Raw genomic sequence first — 19939 nt, forward strand, 5'->3', positions numbered from 1 at the left:
CAACGCCGCGCGCGTCGTGCCCACGCCGGCCGGTCGAGACTTACGGAAATGTTCACCGCCCCGGTGCCGAGTTCAGCGGGGCCCTTATAGGGTTGACGCCTGAGGGCCTCAACCCAGCGGCGCCGCAGGCGCCGCCGATCAACACAGAGGGTGGCAGATGTCGGCTGGTGGAAGTAAGAAGGCGATTGTTGCCGCGTTGACGGCAAATGCCGGGATCGCGGTGGCGAAGTTCGTGGGTGCGGGGATCACCGGGTCCGCGTCGATGCTGGCCGAGGGTGTGCACTCCGTCGCCGATACCGCCAATCAGGGGTTGCTGCTGTTCGGGCAGAACCGGGCGCAACAGGAGGCCGACGAGCTGCACCCGTTCGGGTACGGGCGCAGCCGATACTTCTATTCCTTCGTAGTGGCCCTGGTGTTGTTCACCTTGGGTTCGGTGTACGCCCTGTACGAGGGTATTCACAAGATCCAGCATCCCGAGGAACTCAGCTCGCCCATCGTGGCCGTCGTGATCCTCGTGATCGCCATCGGGCTGGAGGTCTACAGTTTCACGACCGCGGTCCGCGAGTCCAAGCCGCTCAAAGGCCGGGCGAGCTGGTGGCAGTTCATCCGTAACTCGCGCAGCCCGGAACTGCCGGTGGTGCTGCTGGAGGATACCGGCGCGCTGGTCGGCCTGGTGCTGGCGCTGGGCGGTGTCGGGCTGACCATGCTGACGGGCGATCCGGTCTGGGACGGTGTCGGGACCCTGGCCATCGGCGCACTGCTCGGAATCATCGCGATCATCCTGATCATCGAGATGCACAGCCTGCTGATCGGTGAAGGTGCGACGGCGGAGGAGGATCGCGCCATCCGCGACAGCATCGCCGACGGTACGACGATAGACCGGCTCATCCATATGAAGACCCAGTACATCGGCCCGGAAGAGTTGCTGGTGGCGGCCAAGGTCGCGGTGGTGCCCGGTCTGGATATCGATCGGATCGCGGCGGGTATCGACGAGGCCGAGGCCCGGATCCGGACCGCGGTTCCGACGGCGCGGGTCATCTACCTGGAACCCGATCTGTACCGGGAGCCCGCCGGTACGGCCTAACCGCCCGGCATGGTTTCGGTATTCGCGCCTGCCAGCTCGAGCGGGTCGGTGCGAATATCGAAAACCGTGCGCAGCGCATGCGCGGCGGCGTGCGTACCGGCCATTCCGTGCACCCCGCCGCCCGGCGGGGTGGCCGAGGAGCACAGGTAGACGCCGGGCAGACCGGTGGTGTGCGGATTCCAGCGGGGGACGGGGCGGAACACGGTCTGCATGAGAGTCATCGCGCCGGCGCCTATATCTCCGCCCACGTAGTTCGCGTTGTATGCGGGTAGTTCGGCGGCCGTGTAGACATGTTTCGCCAGAATCAGGTCCCGGAACCCGGGGGCGAATCGCTCGATCTGGCCGATGATCTGCTCACTGATATCGCGATCCGATCCGTTCGGGACGTGGGCGTAGGCATACAGGGTGTGCTTTCCCGCCGGGGCACGACCGGGGTCGACGACACCGGGCTGGATGACCAGCGTGTACGGCCGGTCGGTATGTATCCCCGCGGCGACCGCGTGCTCGGCGGCCATGACCTCGGCCCGGCTGCCCACCAGGTGCAGGGTGCCCGCTTCGGCGCAGTCAGGCGCCTGCCACGGCACCGGACCGGACAGGGCGAAATCGACCTTGCAGGAGCCCGGGCCGTAGCGCACGTTGCCCAGCAGACGGCGGTATCCGGCGGGCAGCCGGTCACCGCCGATACGTACGAGTTCGGCCGGGGAGGTATCACACAGCACCGCCCGGACCGAACCGAATTCCGCCAGCGAATCCACCCGATGACCGGTGATCACCCGGCCACCCCGGCGGCGTAGTTCCGCGGCGAGCGCGTCCACGATCGCCTGACTACCGCCGCGCGGGACAGGCCAGCCACCGACATGCGCCAGGGTCGCCAACAGCAGCCCGGCGCCGACGGCCGGCAATGCCCGCGGCGGCCGGACCGCATGCGCGGCGACCCCGGTGAACAGGGCCGGAGCGATCTCTCCGGTGAATCGGGTGTTCCAGAACGGCGACCCCTGTTCGAACATGCGCAGACCGAACCGGACCGCCGCCGGGGACAGCGGTACCCGCCGCATATTCGACATCGCGGTATCCACCACGGCCGGCCAGTCGTCGACCAGCGGCCCGAACAGGCTCCGCCAGGCTTTACCGTCGCGCCCGAGCTCGGCCACGGTGCGATCCAGATCCCGCCACGCCACCCCCGCGACCCCGGAATCGAGTGGATGCGCGTACGAAGCGGCGGGGGTGAGCAGTTCCACCCCGTGCGCGGCCAGGTCGAAGGCCCGGAAGAACGGTGACGCATACGCCATGGGATGCGCACCGGCGCAGATATCGTGCCGGAACCCGGGCAAGGTGACCTCGGCGGTCCGGCAACCGCCCCCGACGGTCTCCCCTGCCTCGTGCACCTCGACGTCGAGCCCGGCGCCGGCCAGGATCACCGCCGCCGCAAGCCCGTTGGGTCCGGACCCCACCACGACGACATCAGCCATGACCCGAGTCTATGTTTATCGGCACGCCGACGCGGGCGCCTATCCGATGTCTCGTCGAATCCGTCCACCGGGCGCGTCGGATGCGGTGTACGACCGGCGATTGTGAACAGCACGGTCCGATCGTCGGGTCGACCGCGGCGCCGGCAGGACGTGTGGTGGTGGTTGTTTCCGCCGGCGTATTTGTGGTCGGGTGCTGACCGGCGGAGCGGCGACCTCCGTTGCGGGTGCGGAGCCCGGCCGCAATGGTCGGAACCGCCGGACTGCCCGATATTCGCCGACGCGGTGTTGTGCCCGACCGCCCTGCCCGGTTCAGACCCGGGTGCGGGCCCGGGCACCGGTGTGGGCGGGCAGGTGGGAGTAGCCGTGCAGGGTGAACAGTGGCCGGCGCGTCGGTGGGTCGGTGAGTCGCAGGTCGGGGAATGTTTCGGTGAGCGCGCGCAGAGCGTGGGTGGCTTCCGTCCGGGCCAGGCCGGCGCCGAGGCAGACGTGGATTCCGCTGCTGAAGCCGAGGTGGTTCTTGGCGTTTTCCCGGGTGATATCGAAACGGGCAGGGTCGGGGAAAACGGCAGGGTCACGGTTGGCGCCGGCCAGGGAGAGCACCACTGTCGAGCCCGGGCGCAACCGGCGGCCGGCGATTTCGAGGTCGGTACGGGCGATCCGGGCGGTGGTCTGCACTGGTGCGTCGATGCGCAGGACCTCTTCGACCGCGTTCGGCCAGAGGTCCGGTTCGGCGCGGAGCCGGTCCAGTTGGTCCGGGTGCTGGAGCAGCCAGACGATACCTTTGCCGATGAGGTTGACCGTGGTCTCGAAACCCGCGCCCATGAGCAAGGTGGCCGAAGTGCAGAGTTCGTGGTCGGACAGGTCCCCCGCGGTGACCAGGCTGCTGAGGATATCGTCGCCGGGTCGGGCGCGTAGCCGCTCGATATGGTCGAGCAGATAGGCGTGCACCCGCTCGGAGGCCTTCATTGCCCTGCTGTGCGCCTGCCAGGAGATCCCCAGGTCGAGCAGCGGGCTTATATCGTCGCCCCACTGCAGGAACATCTCGCGATCCGAATCGGGGAAGCCGAGCATTTCGGAGATGATGGCGATCGGCACCTGGGACGCGAACCGGGTCACCAGATCGGTGGGCCCGTTGTCGGGCAGGGCGGCGAGCAGTTCGTCGGTGACGCTCGCGATCCGGTCTTGCAGCCGGGCCACCGCACGCGGGGTGAAGGCGGCGGCGACGGGTTTGCGCATCCGGGTGTGTTCGGGTTGGTCGATCATCAACATGGACGGCGGGTCCACGGGGTTGGGCGGCACCGGCCGACGCTGCAGCAGTTCCCGCACCCGGCCGGGCATGGGGACCAGTTCGGGCATTCCCGTCCCGAAACGATTGTCCCGCAGTATCTCCCGGCACAGGTCGTGGTCGAAGGTGATCCACGCCGAGGTGACCCGATGCAGACCGCCCGCGCCGCGCATCTCCTCGATCAACGCGTACGGGTTCTCGATACCTTCCGGACCGCCGTTGAGCCGGGCGAAGGGATCGCCTTGCCGGAGCTTGACCTTCTTGGCCGCCCGGACCAGTCCGTGATGGTTGACCCACCGATACAGATACTGCGGTTTCATCCGAACCCCTCCGTCGCTGCTCCGTCGCATCCCTGCCGACGTTACGCAGAACACAGTCCCGGCGGTACCTGCCGGAGTCGGATTCCGGCACCTACCGTGGTAGGAGTCCGGACGTTCAGAGAACCCGGGTGACCCGTTCGGTCTCGATGCGCCGATCCCGTTGCGCCGGATCGGGATCGGCGACTTGTACCAGCGACGCGCCCGCGACCAGTACCGCGAGGTACCGGTCGATCAACTCCTCGGCGGTATCCCAGCTACCGGTCGACAGCACCCGGTCGGTTTCCGAGAGTCCCTGCCGGGCCGCGGATTTCCGGGCCAGGGTGAGTACCTCCGGCACCGGCATGCCGTCCAGCGCGACCCCTGTCCCACCGGGGCGGAACTGGTCGCCGTGGACGCGGACCGCCGTCGCGTAGTCGGTGACGCCGAGCGGCAGATCACGCACCGGCGCCCCCATGGGGTCGAGGGAAAGCGCCGCGACCTCGGGGGCATCTTCGGTTTCCGCGAGCCGGTCGGCGGCGGCGAAAACCAGTTCCGCGTCGGGGTCCGGTTGCAGCACCACCTCGGTCCCGGCCCACCAGCAGCCGAGCAGGACCGCCGCGGTCTGCCAGTGGGCGGGTAGCAGGACCGCCACCCGCGCCCCGGGGGTAAGGCCGAATTCGTCGCGGATCAAGTTGGCGGTTTTGGCCGCCCAATTGGCCAGGGTGAGCGCGGACAGCTCGATACGCGCGCCGGTGGCGTCGTCGTACCAGGTGATCCGGGGTGCGGCGGGTTCGCGTTCCAGAATCGGCTCGAGTACCGCTTCGGGGAGGGTCGTGGCCTGCTCTACGTCACGCATCATCTGCTTTCTGCGTCCAATTCCTCAGCGTCCGATTCACACCGGCGTTCAGTTCACACAGGTGGGTCCGTCCTCGGCCGCCGCGATGGGCGGTGCGGGGGGCACCGGGGTGGCCGATGTCGACGTTCCGCCGAAATCGATCACGTCCTCGCTGCCGGATCCGGGGCCAGCGTAGTCGCTTGCCAGCACCACGCTCACCGTCCCCGGCGCCAGCGAGGCGTCCGCGACGACCGGGATACCGCCGAGCGCCGCGGCCACCGCCGCCGCCTCGCGATCTGTCTCGGAGGCGGCGAGCACCTGGCTTTGCCAAGCCGTCCCGTCCGCATAGTTACCCACCTCGCCGGGGAGATAACCGAGCGCCGTGAGTTCCTGCGATACCGCACCGGCCAGACCGGACACCGAGGTCGAATTGAAGACGTCGACCTGCACTGTTCCCGGTTCCGCGGCCTGCGTCGCGGAAGTGGTCGTGCCGGGATCGTCGCTACCGGCTTCCTCGCCGACCAGTCCCGCGACATAGTCCTGCACCTCACCGGGTTCGACCCGCACCACCGATTCCCCGTTCGAGGTGGTGCCGTTGAGGTCGGCGACGGGAATGGTCTCGAAGGTGACCTCGCCGGCGGACAGATCCTGGAGTTGGTTCAGGAACGCCAGCAGATCCCAGTCCTCGTCGAGCACGATGGTGCGGCCCACGGCGTCGCTGAGTTCGCGTAACCGGGTGGGGTTGCTCAAGGTGTCGGTACTGATCACCTGGTGGACGAGCTGGGCCATGAAGACCTGCTGGCGGACGATCCGGTCCAGATCGCCGCGTTCGAGATTGTGCCGCTGCCGGACGAAGCTCAAGGCCTGCGGGCCGTCCAGTTTCTGGCGGCCGGCGGGGAAATACGCACCGGACAGCGGTTCGTCGACCGGTTGGCGCAGGCAGACGTCCACACCGCCGACCGCGTCGGTGAGCAGCACGAACCCGAGCAGACTGACTTCGGCGTAGTGATCGACGGTGATACCGGTGAGCCCCGCCACCGAACTGATCAGCGCCTGCCGGCCGCGCTGCGTGGATTTCTCCTCGGCGGCTTCCGGCGTGGAACCATCGGCGAGCATATCGTCCTGGGCGGCCTGTTTGGTGATCCCGTACGCGGAGTTGATCTTGCCCTTGCCCAGCCCCGGGATATCGACATAGGCATCACGCGGAATCGAGATCGCGGTGGCCGAGCTGCCGTCGTTGGGCACCCGCACCAGCACGATGGTGTCGGTGTTCGTGCCGATCTCGTCACCGGCGTGCAGCATCGCGCGTTCGGCCTCGGTGAGCGGATTACCCTTCGCGTCGGTACGCGAATCCACGCCCACCAGCAGGATGTCCACGGCGCCGTCGCGGTGCCCACCGAGCCCGAGATCGCTGATGCGTTCGATATTCGACACCAGCGAATCCACGCCCCGCCAGGCGAACCCGGTACCCACCAGCACAATCAGAGCAACCGACGCGACGAATACCCGCGCCGGACTCCACAACGTCGGCTCCCCACGCTGCGCCACCTTTGAACTTCCTCTCCCCATACGGACCGGTCGAGGACCCCGATCCACTTCGCGTACGCCGTCGAAACACCTTCCGCTCCACGCAGGCTAACCAACGGCAGCCCGGGTGACACCGATTCGGCCCATCGACGGCGTGCCAGACTGGGCCGGTGAACGATGTCGTACCGCCCGGAACGGACCGCACCGACCGGCTCGTGATCACCGGGGCCGGCGGCCAGGTGGGCCGCGAACTGCTCCGGCTGGTGCCCGCCGCCCGCGCCTATTCGCGCTCCCGGCTCGACATCACCGACCCGGCCGCCGTGGAATCGGTACTGCGCCCGGGCGATATCGTCGTCAATTGTGCCGCGTACACCGCGGTCGATCGGGCCGAATCGGACCCCGAGGCGGCCTTCGCCGGCAATGCGACCGGTCCCGCTGTCCTGGCGGCCGCCTGTGCCCGGGTGGGCGCCCGGCTCATCCATCTCTCCACCGACTATGTGTTCCCCGGCACCGCGACGGCACCGTACGAGCCGGGCGACCCGACCGGACCCGGCACCGTCTACGGCCGCTCCAAACTCGCCGGGGAACACGCGGTACGCGAGCACTGCCCGGATGCCCATATCGTTCGCACGGCCTGGGTGTATCGCGGCGCCGACAGCGATTTCGTCGCCACCATGCGGCGGCTGGAACGGGAACGCGACACGGTGAACGTGGTGACCGACCAGGTCGGTTCCCCCACCTACGCCGCCGATCTCGCCGCCGGTCTGCTCGAACTCGCCGGTCGCCCCGCGGCGCCTGCTGTGCTGCATGCCACGAATTCGGGCCGGGCGAGCTGGTTCGAGGTGGCGCGCGCGGTTTTCGCCGGTATCGGCGCCGACCCCGGGCGCGTGCGGCCCTGCACATCCGCGGAATTCCCCCGGCCCGCACCCCGCCCCGCCTTCTCCGTTCTGTCCGGCGCCGCCTGGCGCGACGCGGGCCTGACCCCATTGCGCCCCTGGGAATCCGCGCTCACCGAGGCATTGACCAGGACCGCCCGTTAGGGTGGGGCGCTGTGAGCGCTTCCGATACCCCGGGTCAACCGCATGACCGGCCACGACTGGCCGTGGTCACGGTCACGTATTCACCGGGCGAACATCTCGAGCATTTCATCAGCACCCTGAGCACGGCGACGGCGGACAAACCACAGGTCATCCTGGCCGACAACGGTTCGACCGACGGCGTCCCGGAACTGGTCGCCGAGGCCAACGCCCATGTGCGTTTCCTATCGACCGGCGGGAACATCGGTTACGGCGGTGCCATCAACCGGGCCGTCGCCGAACTGGACCCCGGCCTCGAATACGTGCTGATCGCCAACCCCGATATCCGCTGGGGCAACGACTCCATCGACATCATGCTCGAAGCCGCCGGGCGCTGGCCCCGCGCGGGCGCCATCGGCCCGCTGGTCCGGGAACCGGACGGCAGCGTCTACCCCTCCGCCCGGTCGGTGCCCGGCCTGCTCGACGGCGCCGGTCACGCGATCCTGGGCGCCATCTGGAAAACCAATCCGTGGACCCGCCGTTACCGGCAGGAGAACGAGGAGATCTCCGAACGGGCGGTCGGCTGGCTGTCCGGATCGTGCCTGCTGGTGCGCCGGGAAGCATTCGACTCCATCGACGGTTTCGACTCCCGCTACTTCATGTACATGGAAGACGTCGACTTCGGCGACCGGATGGGCAAGGCCGGCTGGCACAACGTTTTCGTCCCGGACGCCGAGGTCACCCACGCCAAAGGGCACGCCGCCGGTCGTAACCCGGAGAAGATGCTGCCCGCCCACCACGCCAGCGCCTACCGGTTCCAGGCCGACCGGCATCCGCACTGGTGGCAAGCGCCGCTGCGCTGGGCGTTACGTGCCGGACTTGCGATCCGCTGCCGCATTGCGGTTCGATCCGCACTGCGTGCCCGGCAGCAGGAACTCGCCGGCTGACCGGACCCGCAGCGGCCCGGGTCGCGAGGAACGGATGGAACAAGGGAGCTCCATGGCATCACAAGCAGACGCGGTCATCCTGGTCGGCGGCAAGGGTACGCGGTTGCGGCCGCTGACCCTGTCGGCGCCGAAACCGATGCTGCCGACCGCGGGGGTGCCGTTCCTGACCCATCTGCTGTCCCGTATCGCCGCGGCCGGACTCACCCATGTGGTGCTCGGCACGTCCTACAAGGCGGAGGTCTTCGAGGAGCATTTCGGTGACGGGGCCGATCTCGGTCTGCAGATCGAATACGTCACCGAAACCGAACCGCTGGGCACCGGCGGCGGTATCCGCAATGTGCTGCCCCGGCTCACCGCCGACAACGTGATGGTCTTCAACGGTGACGTGCTGGGCGGCACCGACCTGCGGGCCATTCTGGAGACCCATGAGACCAGCCAGGCCGATGTCACCCTGCATCTCGTGCGGGTGAGCGACCCCCGGGCGTTCGGATGTGTACCCACCGATGCGGACGGACGGGTCACCGCGTTCCTGGAGAAAACCCAGGATCCGCCGACCGACCAGATCAACGCCGGTTGCTACGTGTTCCGGCGCGAATACATCGAGAAGATCCCGGCCGGGCGCCCGGTATCGGTCGAGCGTGAGGTGTTCCCGGCGCTGCTCACCGAGGGCGCCCGGGTGCAGGGCCACGTCGACACCTCGTACTGGCGCGATATGGGAACCCCGGAGGATTTCGTCCGCGGTTCGGCCGACCTGGTGCGCGGTATCGCCCCGTCGCCGGTCCTGCCCGGGCAGCGTGGCGAATCGCTCGTCCACGAGGGCGCCGGGGTGGCACCCGGAGCATTGCTGATCGGCGGTACGGTGGTCGGCCGCGGCGCCGAAGTGGGGGCCGGTGCCCGCCTCGACGGCGCCATCCTGTTCGACGGCGCCAAAGTGGAAGCGGGCGCCACGGTGGAACGCTCGATCATCGGATTCGGCGCCCGCATCGGGCCCCGCGCGCTGATCCGCGACGGGGTCATCGGGGACGGGGCCAGTATCGGGGCGCGGTGTGAACTGCTGCGTGGTGCCCGGGTGTGGCCGGGTGTGGAGATTCCCGACGGCGGTATTCGGTACTCGACGGACGTGTAGCGGCGTTTCGGCAGGGAGTGGACGCCGACAGCTCAGGCGAAACCTACGGCGCGTTCACCCCAGGCGGTGAGCAGCTCACCTTCCGGGTCCGGGACCACGCGATCTACGGTGTCGATGAGCAGCGTTTCCCGGGATTCCGGGTGATAGGGCGGCCAGTGCTTGGAACCGTCGAGCGCGGCGGGCACCCCGTGCGCGGCGAAGGCAAGCCAGCGGCGCATCATCCGGCCCGAGACCTCGGTGGCCTGCCGGCGGCCGCCCAGCCAGAACGTCGGGTCGTGGTCGAAGGTGCCGAAGTTGCCGAAAATGTAGGGCAGCTCCGTGGCGTGGCCGGCGCCGACGCGGGCGGCGCGCAGCATGGGGGTCGCGTGGTCGAAGCGGTACATCCAGGTCCGGGAATGCTGAGCATGGCCGTCGGCCACCCACAGGGCGGGCATCCGGAACGCGGCGTCGGTGGACATGGCCAGGGCGCCGCGCGGCTTGGCGAGGTCGGGGTATACGCGAGTGATCTCCGCGATCCGCTCCGCGGACAGGTCGGGATGACCGGCTTGGACCTGCTCGAGCATGGTGTTCACCGCTTCCGGGGTGACCGGCATGATCGGCGAACGGAACAGCCGGAACAGCGATGCCTCGTCCTTGTTGGTGCCGATGATGAGCGGTACCCGATGCGAGCGGCCGTCACGGAACCGGTCGGTGGGATAACCCGGTAGCAGATCCTCGTCCACCACCGGAGCCGCGGCGAGCGTACCGGGGGCCTGCAACGGAACCTCGTCGATCAGCACCGCGGCCGCCCGCACAATCCGCTCGATCGGGCAGGTGAGCAGTTCGGCCGCGCGTGACCTCGGCAGTTCCGCCAATTCCAGGAAACGTTGCGCCACCCCGGCCGCGCGTTCCCGGCCGTAGACGGCGGTCGCGGGCGGGCTCTGCGCGATGGCGCGCTGGAACAGGCCCGCGGCCCGGGGCGCGGTGAGCAACGCGGTGACACAGCCGGCGCCGGAGGATTCACCGAACAGGGTCACATTTCCGGGGTCGCCGCCGAAACCGGCGATATTGTCGCGGACCCATTCCAAGGCGGCGAGCTGATCGAGCAACCCCAGATTCGGCACGAATTCGTCGTGCAGCGAGGACAGGTCCAGGAAACCGAAGGCCCCGACCCGGTAGTTCACCGTGACGACCACGACATCGCCGGTCGCGGCCAGGTTGGCGCCGTCGTAGACAGCCTGCGCGGCCGAACCCAGGCAGTAGGCCCCGCCGTGCAACCACACCATGACCGGCCGCGGCTCGTCGGCGGTCGCGGCCGGCGCCCAGACGTTCAACCACAGACAGTCCTCACCCATCGACAGCGATCGGTCCATGGGGACGGTGTTGTCCATATCCTGCGGGGCGACCTGCCCGAAGGCCACGCAATCGCGGATCCCGTCCCAGGGATCCGGTGCCCGCGGCGGCCGGAACCGGCGCGGACCCGCGGGCGCGGCGGCATAGGGGATCCCCCGCCAGACCGATACCGCGTCCTCCCGGGTTCCCCGGACCGCACCGAACTCGGTCCGGGCGACCGGCGCGGACCCGTCCACCCCAGGCGTTACCTCGAAGCACTGGACATTCATCACAGACCTCCTCTACCTGTGCATTCGAGGGTACGACCGAAGTGGTTACAACTCGGTTCCAGAATTGTCGCGTTGCGCCGGAAAAACCGATTCGCGGCATCTCTAGAATTCCGGCATGCCGAGTTACGAATTCCGGTGCCGCAGCTGCGGCAATACCTTCGAGGTCAACCGTCCGATGGCACAGGCGTCCGAGCCGGCGGTCTGCCCGGATGGTCACGACGACACCGTGAAACTGCTCACCACATTCGCGACGACCGGCCGGGCCACTGCGCCGGCGGTCTCGGCGCCCGCCCCCGCGGGCGGCGGCGGATGCTGTGGTGGAGGCTGCTGCGCCTGATCCCGGGTCCCACCGAGCTCCCGGCTCCGAGCGCGAACGGGGTCTTCAGCAGTCCCCGCCGGGCCGCGCCGATAGACGGGCCTCCGGCTCAGCCTCCTGGTGTCTCCGTGGTCCCGGCCTGCCCACGGTCGATATGGCCCAGATCGCGCGCCGGAGCGATGCGATCACGGACACGCTGCTTGAGTACCGCGATATCGGGAAAGCCACCGTCGGCTTTGCGCTCCCATACCTGAGCGCCGTCGACGGTGATCCGGAAGACTCCGCCTTCGCCGGGTATCAACGCGACCTCGCCGATATCGGTGCCGAAGGTGGTCAGCAATTCCTGCGCCATCCAGCTCGCCCGTAGCAGCCAGCGGCACTGAGTGCAGTATTCGATGGCGATACGCGGCATGGCGTGCAGACTACCGGTGGCCGAGCGCAGGAGCCGGGCGAGTACGCGGCCGGGCTCATTCGCCGATATCACCGTCGACGTAGCACCACGCTCCGTCGACACGGGTGAACCGGCTGGTCTCGTGCAACCGGCCGCGACCGCCGGGATCGCGGTAATGGGCGGTGAATTCCACCGTTCCGGATTGCTCGAACGGGCCGCCCCCGGTAATCGCGTGGATCTCCAGGAACAGCCAGCGCCGATCGGGATCGAGGTCCAGCCGCTCCGGCCGGGTGCCGGGATACCAGGACCGGCGCAGGTAGGCGGTGTCGCCGAGCGCGAACGCGGTGAACCGGGAACGCATCAGCGCTTCGGCGCTCGGGGCCGGGCGGCCGGCCAGCAGCGGACCGCAGCACTCGGCGAACACCTCGCCGCGGCGACAGGGGCACGGTTTCGAATCGTCCACGCCTGACAATTCTGCGCCGTCCGCGCAGACCGGGGTCCGGGCCGGGTCCACCGGCGGATCAACGGCGGACCGCGGCGAGCTCGGCGGCGATTCGCGCGGTCTCCTCTCGCCACCGGCGCAGTTCCGAGACACCCGGCGCCAGCTCGGCGTCGTGATGATGCGCGGCATGGGACAGGGCGGTCCACAGCGCGGCGGTCCGCGCCGCGCCGGACGGGTCGGCGATGACCCGCAGAGCCAGCAGCTGCGCGCGCATCGGACAGCGCGCGAGGTCGGGCTCGGTTCGCGCCCACAGCTCGTCCACCGATTGTTCGAGCGCGATACGCAGAATCCAGGCAGTCGCCCGGGACCACACCGCTCCGGCGGCGGGTACCGAACCGTCCAGCAATCGGTCGACCACCGCCAGCCGTTCGGCCACTGTGGGCCGCGGGGCCTGGGGTTCGACAGGTCGCCGGCTCGGACCGACCCGCCCCTGGGGATCGGGCTTTCCACCGCGACGATCCCGCCGCCTGACCCGTCGCCGCGACGCGCGCCCGGCGGGCTCTGATCCACTCGTCATCCGGCCAGCCAGTTCACGAAGCGTTCGGTATCGGCGATCAGTTCGGAAAGGTCCCGCGCGATCGGGATATGCGCGCCGGCGGTGGCGTCGCGGACGACCTCGACCGCCCATCTTCCTTCTTTGGCCAGCCGCTTGTTCAGATCCTCGATCCGCCGTCCGGGACCGAGGACCGCGAGCGTGACCATGGCCCGGGTGGACTGGGCGGTATCGATCCGCCGCTGCACCTCACGATGGTCCATACCGTCGGTGAGCAGGATCCGTTTCGCACGCGCCAGGCTGGCCGCCTCGAGAGCCGAGCGGCAACAGCTGGCCACCAGCTCGTCGGATATGGCCCGCGGCAGCTGCGGGGTACGCAGCAGGGCGCGGGCGTCGTCGAGGTAGCGGTGCACCGGATCGCTGGACAACCGGATCTCGACCACCGAACGTTCCCGGCGCTGTACTTCGAGGATCCGGGCGTCGATCTGCATCCGGCGCACTGCCTCGGCGAGCCGGTCGTCGTGGGTGAAGACCACCACCTGCCGTTCCCATGCCACGGTCGCGAGGACGCGGGCCAGACCGTCCACCTTCGCCGGATCCATTGCCTGCACGGGATCGTCGATCACGACGAAACGGAACGGGCTGGCGGCCACGGTGGCCCGGGGCAGAAACAGGGCCAGGCCGAGGGCGTGCAGTTCCCCTTGGCTCATCACGCCGAGGGCGGCCCCGTCCACCTCGTCCACGGTCACGTCGAGCTGGACCCGGCGGGCGGTATTCGCGTTGCCCTGTAACCGGATTCCGCCGAGCTCGACATTGCTCTGCTGCCGCAGGCTCTGCCACACCCACCGAGCGGTACCGGCCAGCGGGGCGAGCCGCTCGTCGCGCACGTGGGCGGTGGCCGATTTCAACCAGACCTCGGCGGCCCGCGCGGTGTGCAGTTCCGCCGCCCGCGCGTGCACGCCCCGGGCGAGTTCGAGCCAACTACGCAGGCGCGGCACCAACGGTGTCCAGGCCTGCTCGAGGCGGTCCAGTTCCTTCGCGGCACGCTGCCGCAGGAAACCGAGTTCACCGTACAACCGCTCGAGTACGGCACCGAGAGCGTCCGGATCCGGGTCGGGGCATTCGGTCAGCCGGCGCCACTGGGCCCAGATCTCGGCCAGGGCCCCGGTTTCGAGGTAGGCCGGTTCCGCCGTGACGAGTTCCGCGGGTGCGCGCCCGATCGCAGCACGCAGTTCGGCCAGCACATCGCTCAGTCCGGCACGAGCGCTTACCAGGTCCGCTGTTCGCTCGGCGAGTTCGCTGACGGCAGCGGCCGTTTCGGACAACCACCGCCGGTCCAGGCTCCCGCGGCCGCACACCGGGCAGGGGCATGCACTGCCGGACGCGAGCGCCGGATCGGATACTCCGCCGATGCGGTTGCGGCCCCCGGCCTGGGGTTTCGTTGTTTCGGCCCCGGCAGCAGAACCGCCGGCGTCCTCACCGAATTCCGGGTGTGCCGGGTCCGCGCCGGTTTCCGGCTCGGCCACATGGGCGTACGCGATCCGAAGCAGATCGAGAATCCGCAGATCGGTGGCCGATTCGGGTGAGGTTGCCGCCGCAACTGCGCTCTGGGCGGCACGGAGCCGGTCGAGCAACTGCTCGACCCGGGCAACAGGGGGTAGTTCGAGAGCCAGCACGGCGCGCAGGGCGGTCGGCTCCGGTCCGACGGCGGTATCGGACAGCAGACGTTCCAGCGCCGCGAGGTCGGGTTCGGGCCGGCGCAGAATCCGTTCGGTCTGCGCGGCCCGCGGGTCCGCGATACCGGGCAGCTCGGCCAGTAGCAGCTGCCGTTCCCGCCGGGCGGTTCGCGCCGCGCTCTCCATTTCCAGACGCACGGAACGGATGTGTTCGTGCGCCGCGATGAGTTCGTCCAGACCGAGCAGCTGATGCAGCGCGTCGAACAACTCGCTGGGTTTCCCGTCGACCAAAGCGCCGAGTTCGCTGTAGGACAGGAACGGCCGATACAACTCCATCGGCGGCGCCCACCCGCCGGCGGGGAATACGGTGTCGGGTGCGCCGGTCCGGCGCTGAACCCATTCGCCCGCGGTGAGCGGTTCGCCCTCGGACCACACCCGGGCGATCGTCAGCGCCGGCTCGGGGCCGTCGGTACGCAACTCCAATTCGATCCGGACCGGGCCGCGACGATGCAGATTGCGCCAGCCTTCGCGCCAGGCGGCGGATCGGCCGTCCCAGCGCCGATTCGCACCCGTGAGTGCCAGTTCGGCGGCCTCGGCGAAACTGGATTTCCCGCTGCCGTTACGACCGGTGACCAGGGTGAGTCCGGGCCCGGGTGGTAATTCCAGCACCGCTTCGGGACCGATCCCGCGGAACCCCTCGACACGGATGGCACGCAGGAACATACCGCTGAGATCGAAGGCGCTGTCTTCCGCTGGAGGCGCCGGGTCACCGGTCGTCGCGGCAGCGGCGAGAGCTGCCCGGACGATCTGGGCGACCTCGGCCGGCAGATCCGGTTCCGCCTCGAGTTGCCGGATGATCAGATCCCCCGGCCGGATCGGGCTCCGCTCGGATTTCGCACCCACAGATTCCACGACTTCTCCACCCCCTCGGGACCACACGCGCTCCCCGGCCCCAGGTGTGATCGAACGATCGAAAGCTGTGCCGAACGCTACCGGATAACGGCCCGCTCGTGCAGCGCGGAGGGGATCCACGCGTCCGGGACGGTACGCCGGTGGCGTTTTCCGAACCGGCTACGCGAGAAATGGAGGCGAACCTGCCCGCGGGGATGGGATCTGGTCATCGGCCGATCCGACTCCGGCCGATGGCCACCCCTCGCCAACCCCGTCGGGCAGCTCGTTGGTGTCACCCTGCAGGGGTGGCTCGGCCTGGCCGAACAGGACAGAATGCCAGAGGTCACCGGATTACGCAAGCGGAAGCGTACGCGAATACCTCTCGGCGACAACCTCTTCCACAATGACCCGGCGTACGACGTTCGTGTCGGTGCGGTGCGATACAAATCTTCGAACCGAGAAAACGGGGGCACGATGATCGAACGACACGGACTCACCGGATGACGCCGCGGTGGCCGGAGAACCAGGTGACAGCGCTCGCGCCGGATACGAGTTCACTCACCGCCGCACGCAAACTCGACGGCGAATGGTCGGGCACCGGATGGCGCGGGACCGCTCTGTGGGGATCGTGCGCAGGCAGCGGCCGGACGCCTTACCAGACGATTGTCGATCTGTCCGGCCCCGCCTTCCGGTGCACCTGCCCGAGCCGGAAGTTCCCCTGCAAACATGCATTGTCGTTACTGCTGCTGTGGTCGGCGGGAACAGTGGACGAAACCGGCGAAACGGCCGATTTCGCCGCCGAGTGGATCGATCGCCGGATGTCGGCGGCCGCCGCACCGAAGAAGAATCGCGTACCGAGCGCGGCCGCGGTACAGCAACGGCACGAGCGAGTCGTCTCCGGCGCGGTCGAACTCGAAACCTGGCTCACCGACCAGGTCCGCACCGGGCTGGCCCAGACGGACCGCTCCCCCGCCGCGTTCGAAGCCGTGGCCGCGCGCATGATCGACGCGCAGGCACCCGGTATCGCCGCCGCGTTGCGCCGCCTGCCGGCGGCGGTCGTCGGGCGGTCGAACTGGCCGGAAGTGGTGCTGGGCCGTTTCGCCTGGCTGCGGCTGCTGCTGGCGGCCCACACGAAACTGGATAAGCTCGCGGCGCCGTCGGCCGCCACCGTCCGCGCCCATATCGGTTATCCGACGGCGGCGGAGTCCGTACTCGCCGAACCGGAGGTGCGCGACCGGTGGGTCACGCTGGGAATGCGCACCCGTGAAGAGGAAGGACTGCACACCCGCCGCAGCTGGTTGTACGGGGTACGCACCGGCCGCTGGGCAGTGCTGATCGACCATTCCCACGGTTCGCCGGCATTCACCACAGAGGTCCCGCCGGTCGGCCTGGTAACGGAATCCGGCCTGCACTTCTATCCCGGGGCCGCGCCGCTGCGCGCCCTGGCCGGCCGGGCCGGTGCGGGCGCTTCGTCCGGGCCCACCCCGGATGCCGGCGCAATCGCGGCCATGTCCGGCGCCGGCAGCATCGCCGACGCGTTGGGCGAATTCGCCAAGGCCGCCGCGGCCGACCCCTGGCTGGAATCCTGGCCGGTGCTGCTGCGCACCGTCGTCCCGACCGAGCGGGCCGGCGATTGGGTGCTCGCCGAACCGGACGGCACCGCGATACCTCTCGTGGAACCCGCCGAGGCGTGGCCGCTCCTGGCATTGTCCGGGGGCCGTCCCGTCACCGTTTTCGGCCTCTGGACCGGGCGGGCGCTGGAAGCCGTATCGGTGCTCGCCGGTGGGGAGTACCACGATGCCGGTCCCGTTGCCGATTCCGCGCATACCGCCTTCACCGCCACTCCGGAAGCGGCCTCGATCGCCTTGCTCGGCACGGCCCGGGGCGGCCCCGCGCTCCCGCCGCTTCCCGGCCCTGTCGGCGCGGCCGCAGCGGCATTACCCGACGCGGACGCGGCCCGCCGGCTGCTGGCCGCCACCGCTCTGGAAATCTCCTGGTCGCGTGGCGGATACGTACCCTTGCACGCCGAGTTGCCCACAGCGCCCGCCGCCGAGGATCCCCGGCCGATACTGCCCCGGGCCGCGGCCGACCGGTTGGCCCTGTTGATAGAAACCCGGCCGGAATACCTCCCGGAATGGTTCTCCGCCGCCGCACCGCACGACTACCGCGCACCGGATCGACTGGCCGGGCAACTGCTCGACTTCGCCGCTCGCGACAGCGAACTCCGGGAGGCGGCCCTACGACTCGCCGGCGCCCGGGGCCGCTGGCTCGCCGGCCGGATTCCGCGCTGGCACGCTCTGGTCCGGCGCGATACCGCGCAACCGGAGCCGAGCGACGAAACCTGGCGGCTGGGGCTGCCACCGGAACGGCTCCAGTGGCTGGCCACACTCCGCCACCGCGACCCCGCCGCCGCGCGCGACACCCTCGAGGCGGCCTGGCCACGCGAATCCGGCGCGCCGAAGGCCGAACTGCTGGCTGTTCTGTCCGACGGCCTGGGTCCCGCGGACGAGGCCCTGCTCGAACGTGCCCTGCGCGACCGCCGCGGCGATGTGCGGCGCACGGCCGCCGGCTTGCTCGCCCGGTTACCCGATTCGGCCTTCGCCGCCCGGATGTCCGCACGGGCCACAGCATGGCTGAAATACGCGACCGATGGGCCGCAGCAGACCGCCGAGCTGATGGTGGACATTCCGGAAACCCTGGACGAGGACAGTGTCCGCGACGGTTTCACCGACAACACTGCGGAATTCGGCTACCGCTGGAACGGCCGGCCCGACCTGAGTGCGGCCCGGCTGCGCAGACTCGTGGCCAACCTCCCGCTCCACCGGTGGGCCGCGACACTGGGACCCCCGGACCGGGCTGTGGCGACGCGCATCGACGACCGGTTCCGCCAGCCGCTTTTCGACGGCTGGATGGACGCGACGCTCATCCAGCGTGATCCCGTTTGGGCTGCCGCCCTGTTCGCCGCGGGAACGCCCTCGAACGCGGCGATTCTGCGCCGCCGGGAGTTGTTCGCCCTCATCCCGGCGGCCGACCAGGCGCGCCACCTGGTCCGGCTGGATGCCTCGTGGCTGTCCGAAATCGAATCGCTGTTACCTGCCGTGGCCCGGCCGTGGCCGCCGGAAGTCGGCCGGCACCTGCTGCATCTCTTCGCCGAGCGGGCCCGGACCGCGGAACGTCGCCCGGGCGCACCGGGGACTCTTCCGGCCGCCCACCGTTCACTGCTGCACACCGCCGCCCGCCATATGCCGCCCGACTGCGGAAAAGCAGCCGAGGCGGTGGCGAGCCGCTGCGCCGACAGCGATTGGGCGACGGCGCTCGATCTGCTCGCCCACGAACTCCACCAACGATCCGTAATGCTCGAGGAGCTGACGTGACCACCACCGAAACCGCCCCGTCCGCACCGCTGCTGCGTCCGCACGCGGAACAGGCATTCGCCGGCGAATTGAACGCACTCGCCGCCGCCGACGACCGGCCCCGCCCGCCGTCGTGGAAACTGTCGCCGTGGGCCGTGGTGACCTACCTGCTCGGCGGCACCCTGGACGACGGTACGGTGATCAGCCCCAAGTACGTCGGCCCGCGCCGGCTCATGGAGGTCGCGGTGGCCACCCTCGCCACCGACCGAGCGCTCCTGCTGCTCGGCGTTCCCGGTACCGCGAAGACGTGGGTTTCCGAACATCTTTCGGCGGCCGTGAGCGGGTCGTCCACCCTGCTGGTCCAGGGCACCTCGGGCACCGCCGAGGAAGCCGTCCGGTACGGCTGGAACTACGCCCGGCTGCTCGCCGAGGGTCCCAGCGACGCCGCTCTGGTGGCCTCGCCGGTGCTCACCGCCATGCGTACGGGAGCCATCGCGCGGCTCGAGGAATTGACCCGGATCCCTTCCGATGTGCAGGACGCGTTGATCACCATCCTGTCCGAGAAAACCCTGCCGATCCCCGAACTCGGGACAGAGGTCCAGGCCGCCAAGGGATTCAACCTCATCGCCACCGCCAACGACCGCGACCGCGGCGTGAACGAACTGTCCTCGGCCTTGCGCCGCCGGTTCAATACCGTGGTCCTGCCGCTTCCCGGCAGCGAGGGCGAAGAGATCGATATCGTCACTCGCCGAGTCGCGCAACTGGGATCGGCGCTGGAGCTGCCCGAGGTGCCGGCAGCCGCCGAGGAGGTGCGCCGGGTGGTGCGGATCTTCCGGGAGTTGCGCGCGGGTATCACGGCCGACGGCCGCACCAAACTCAAATCACCGTCGGGCACACTGTCGACCGCCGAGGCCATCTCGGTGATCACCAACGGGATGGCGCTGGCGGCGCATTTCGGTGACGGTGTCCTACGGGCGGCCGATATCGCGGGCGCCGTGATCGGATCGGTGATCAAGGATCCGGTGGCCGATTCGGTGGTATGGACGGAATACCTCGAGGCCGTGATCCGCGAACGCGACGAATGGTCCGATTTCTATCGCGCCTGCCGGGAGATCACCGGATGAGCGA

Annotated in this window: 16 protein-coding genes; 7 read left to right on the forward strand and 9 right to left on the reverse strand. The window is 69.3% G+C overall.

The features are described from left to right. The first annotated feature begins 157 nt into the window (after positions 1 to 157). A complete protein-coding gene (locus QH195_RS30190; protein ID WP_280437875.1) occupies positions 158 to 1084 on the forward strand; it encodes a cation diffusion facilitator family transporter in 927 nt (308 codons plus the stop codon). Here QH195_RS30190 and QH195_RS30195 read toward each other — a convergent pair. The 4 genes from QH195_RS30195 to QH195_RS30210 form a co-directional block, all read right to left on the reverse strand. Further along, a complete protein-coding gene (locus QH195_RS30195) occupies positions 1081 to 2553 on the reverse strand; it encodes a phytoene desaturase family protein (RefSeq protein ID WP_280437876.1) in 1473 nt (490 codons plus the stop codon). The two genes, QH195_RS30190 and QH195_RS30195, sit on opposite strands and share 4 nt — an antisense overlap. Positions 2554 to 2862: 309 nt before the next feature. Continuing rightward, a complete protein-coding gene (locus QH195_RS30200) occupies positions 2863 to 4158 on the reverse strand; it encodes a cytochrome P450 (protein ID WP_280437877.1) in 1296 nt (431 codons plus the stop codon). Positions 4159 to 4273: 115 nt separating this feature from the next. Beyond that, positions 4274 to 4993, reverse strand: a complete 720-nt coding sequence (locus tag QH195_RS30205) for a TIGR03089 family protein (RefSeq protein ID WP_280437878.1) — start codon at positions 4991 to 4993, stop codon at positions 4274 to 4276. A 48-nt stretch (positions 4994 to 5041) separates the two neighbouring features. After that, on the reverse strand, positions 5042 to 6541 hold the full coding sequence (locus tag QH195_RS30210; protein ID WP_432278402.1) for an LCP family protein: 1500 nt from the start codon (positions 6539 to 6541) through the stop codon (positions 5042 to 5044). A 128-nt stretch (positions 6542 to 6669) separates the two neighbouring features. On the opposite strand from QH195_RS30210, the gene rfbD reads away from it, so the two are divergent. From rfbD to QH195_RS30225, 3 genes are read left to right on the forward strand one after another with little or no spacing between them, the layout of a single operon-like run. Beyond that, positions 6670 to 7539, forward strand: a complete 870-nt coding sequence (gene rfbD / locus QH195_RS30215) for a dTDP-4-dehydrorhamnose reductase (RefSeq protein ID WP_280437880.1) — start codon at positions 6670 to 6672, stop codon at positions 7537 to 7539. Between the two features lie 11 nt (positions 7540 to 7550). Further along, complete coding sequence (locus tag QH195_RS30220) at positions 7551 to 8462, forward strand: glycosyltransferase family 2 protein (RefSeq protein WP_280437881.1); 912 nt, start codon at positions 7551 to 7553, stop codon at positions 8460 to 8462. A 52-nt stretch (positions 8463 to 8514) separates the two neighbouring features. Then, positions 8515 to 9588 (forward strand): NDP-sugar synthase, encoded by a 1074-nt coding sequence (locus QH195_RS30225; RefSeq protein WP_280424348.1) that lies wholly within the window; start codon positions 8515 to 8517, stop codon positions 9586 to 9588. Between the two features lie 32 nt (positions 9589 to 9620). Here the strand turns inward: QH195_RS30225 and QH195_RS30230 are convergent, their stop codons facing one another. Next, complete coding sequence (locus tag QH195_RS30230; RefSeq protein WP_280437882.1) at positions 9621 to 11189, reverse strand: carboxylesterase/lipase family protein; 1569 nt, start codon at positions 11187 to 11189, stop codon at positions 9621 to 9623. A 115-nt stretch (positions 11190 to 11304) separates the two neighbouring features. Between QH195_RS30230 and QH195_RS30235 the strand changes: the two genes are divergently transcribed. Further along, positions 11305 to 11526 carry an FmdB family zinc ribbon protein gene (locus QH195_RS30235; protein WP_280424346.1) on the forward strand — a complete coding sequence of 74 codons (222 nt, stop codon included), beginning with the start codon at positions 11305 to 11307 and terminating at the stop codon, positions 11524 to 11526. An 88-nt stretch (positions 11527 to 11614) separates the two neighbouring features. Here QH195_RS30235 and QH195_RS30240 read toward each other — a convergent pair whose 3' ends face one another. The 4 genes from QH195_RS30240 to QH195_RS30255 form a co-directional block, all read right to left on the reverse strand. After that, entirely contained in the window at positions 11615 to 11917 is a 303-nt protein-coding gene (locus QH195_RS30240) for a SelT/SelW/SelH family protein (RefSeq protein ID WP_280437889.1), read from the reverse strand. Positions 11918 to 11972: 55 nt separating this feature from the next. Then, a complete protein-coding gene (locus QH195_RS30245) occupies positions 11973 to 12368 on the reverse strand; it encodes a YchJ family protein (RefSeq protein ID WP_280437883.1) in 396 nt (131 codons plus the stop codon). A gap of 49 nt (positions 12369 to 12417) precedes the next feature. Next, on the reverse strand, positions 12418 to 12774 hold the full coding sequence (locus QH195_RS30250) for a hypothetical protein (RefSeq protein WP_280437884.1): 357 nt from the start codon (positions 12772 to 12774) through the stop codon (positions 12418 to 12420). A 137-nt stretch (positions 12775 to 12911) separates the two neighbouring features. Then, the gene (locus QH195_RS30255) at positions 12912 to 15290 is read right to left on the reverse strand and encodes an AAA family ATPase (protein WP_432278405.1); all 2379 of its coding nucleotides are present in this window, start codon (positions 15288 to 15290) and stop codon (positions 12912 to 12914) included. A gap of 668 nt (positions 15291 to 15958) precedes the next feature. On the opposite strand from QH195_RS30255, the gene QH195_RS30260 reads away from it, so the two are divergent. Together QH195_RS30260 and QH195_RS30265 are read left to right on the forward strand one after the other, a co-directional pair. After that, a complete protein-coding gene (locus QH195_RS30260) occupies positions 15959 to 18832 on the forward strand; it encodes a DUF5691 domain-containing protein (protein WP_280437886.1) in 2874 nt (957 codons plus the stop codon). Then, the gene (locus QH195_RS30265) at positions 18829 to 19935 is read left to right on the forward strand and encodes an ATP-binding protein (RefSeq protein WP_280424340.1); all 1107 of its coding nucleotides are present in this window, start codon (positions 18829 to 18831) and stop codon (positions 19933 to 19935) included. Before QH195_RS30260 ends, QH195_RS30265 begins: the two co-directional genes overlap by 4 nt. The last annotated feature ends 4 nt before the right edge of the window (positions 19936 to 19939 follow it).

It is taken from the genome of Nocardia carnea (genome assembly GCF_029868855.1).
Taxonomy (GTDB): domain Bacteria; phylum Actinomycetota; class Actinomycetes; order Mycobacteriales; family Mycobacteriaceae; genus Nocardia; species Nocardia carnea_A.

Coding starts and splice junctions, on each gene's coding strand:
- QH195_RS30190 (WP_280437875.1), top strand. CDS start 158: ATGTCGGCTGGTGGAAGTAAGAAGGCGATTGTTGCCGCGTTGACGGCA.
- QH195_RS30195 (WP_280437876.1), bottom strand. CDS start 2,553: ATGGCTGATGTCGTCGTGGTGGGGTCCGGACCCAACGGGCTTGCGGCG.
- QH195_RS30200 (WP_280437877.1), bottom strand. CDS start 4,158: ATGAAACCGCAGTATCTGTATCGGTGGGTCAACCATCACGGACTGGTC.
- QH195_RS30205 (WP_280437878.1), bottom strand. CDS start 4,993: ATGCGTGACGTAGAGCAGGCCACGACCCTCCCCGAAGCGGTACTCGAG.
- QH195_RS30210 (WP_432278402.1), bottom strand. CDS start 6,541: ATGGGGAGAGGAAGTTCAAAGGTGGCGCAGCGTGGGGAGCCGACGTTG.
- QH195_RS30225 (WP_280424348.1), top strand. CDS start 8,515: ATGGCATCACAAGCAGACGCGGTCATCCTGGTCGGCGGCAAGGGTACG.
- QH195_RS30230 (WP_280437882.1), bottom strand. CDS start 11,189: ATGAATGTCCAGTGCTTCGAGGTAACGCCTGGGGTGGACGGGTCCGCG.
- QH195_RS30235 (WP_280424346.1), top strand. CDS start 11,305: ATGCCGAGTTACGAATTCCGGTGCCGCAGCTGCGGCAATACCTTCGAG.
- QH195_RS30240 (WP_280437889.1), bottom strand. CDS start 11,917: ATGCCGCGTATCGCCATCGAATACTGCACTCAGTGCCGCTGGCTGCTA.
- QH195_RS30255 (WP_432278405.1), bottom strand. CDS start 15,290: ATGTTCCTGCGTGCCATCCGTGTCGAGGGGTTCCGCGGGATCGGTCCC.
- QH195_RS30260 (WP_280437886.1), top strand. CDS start 15,959: ATGACGCCGCGGTGGCCGGAGAACCAGGTGACAGCGCTCGCGCCGGAT.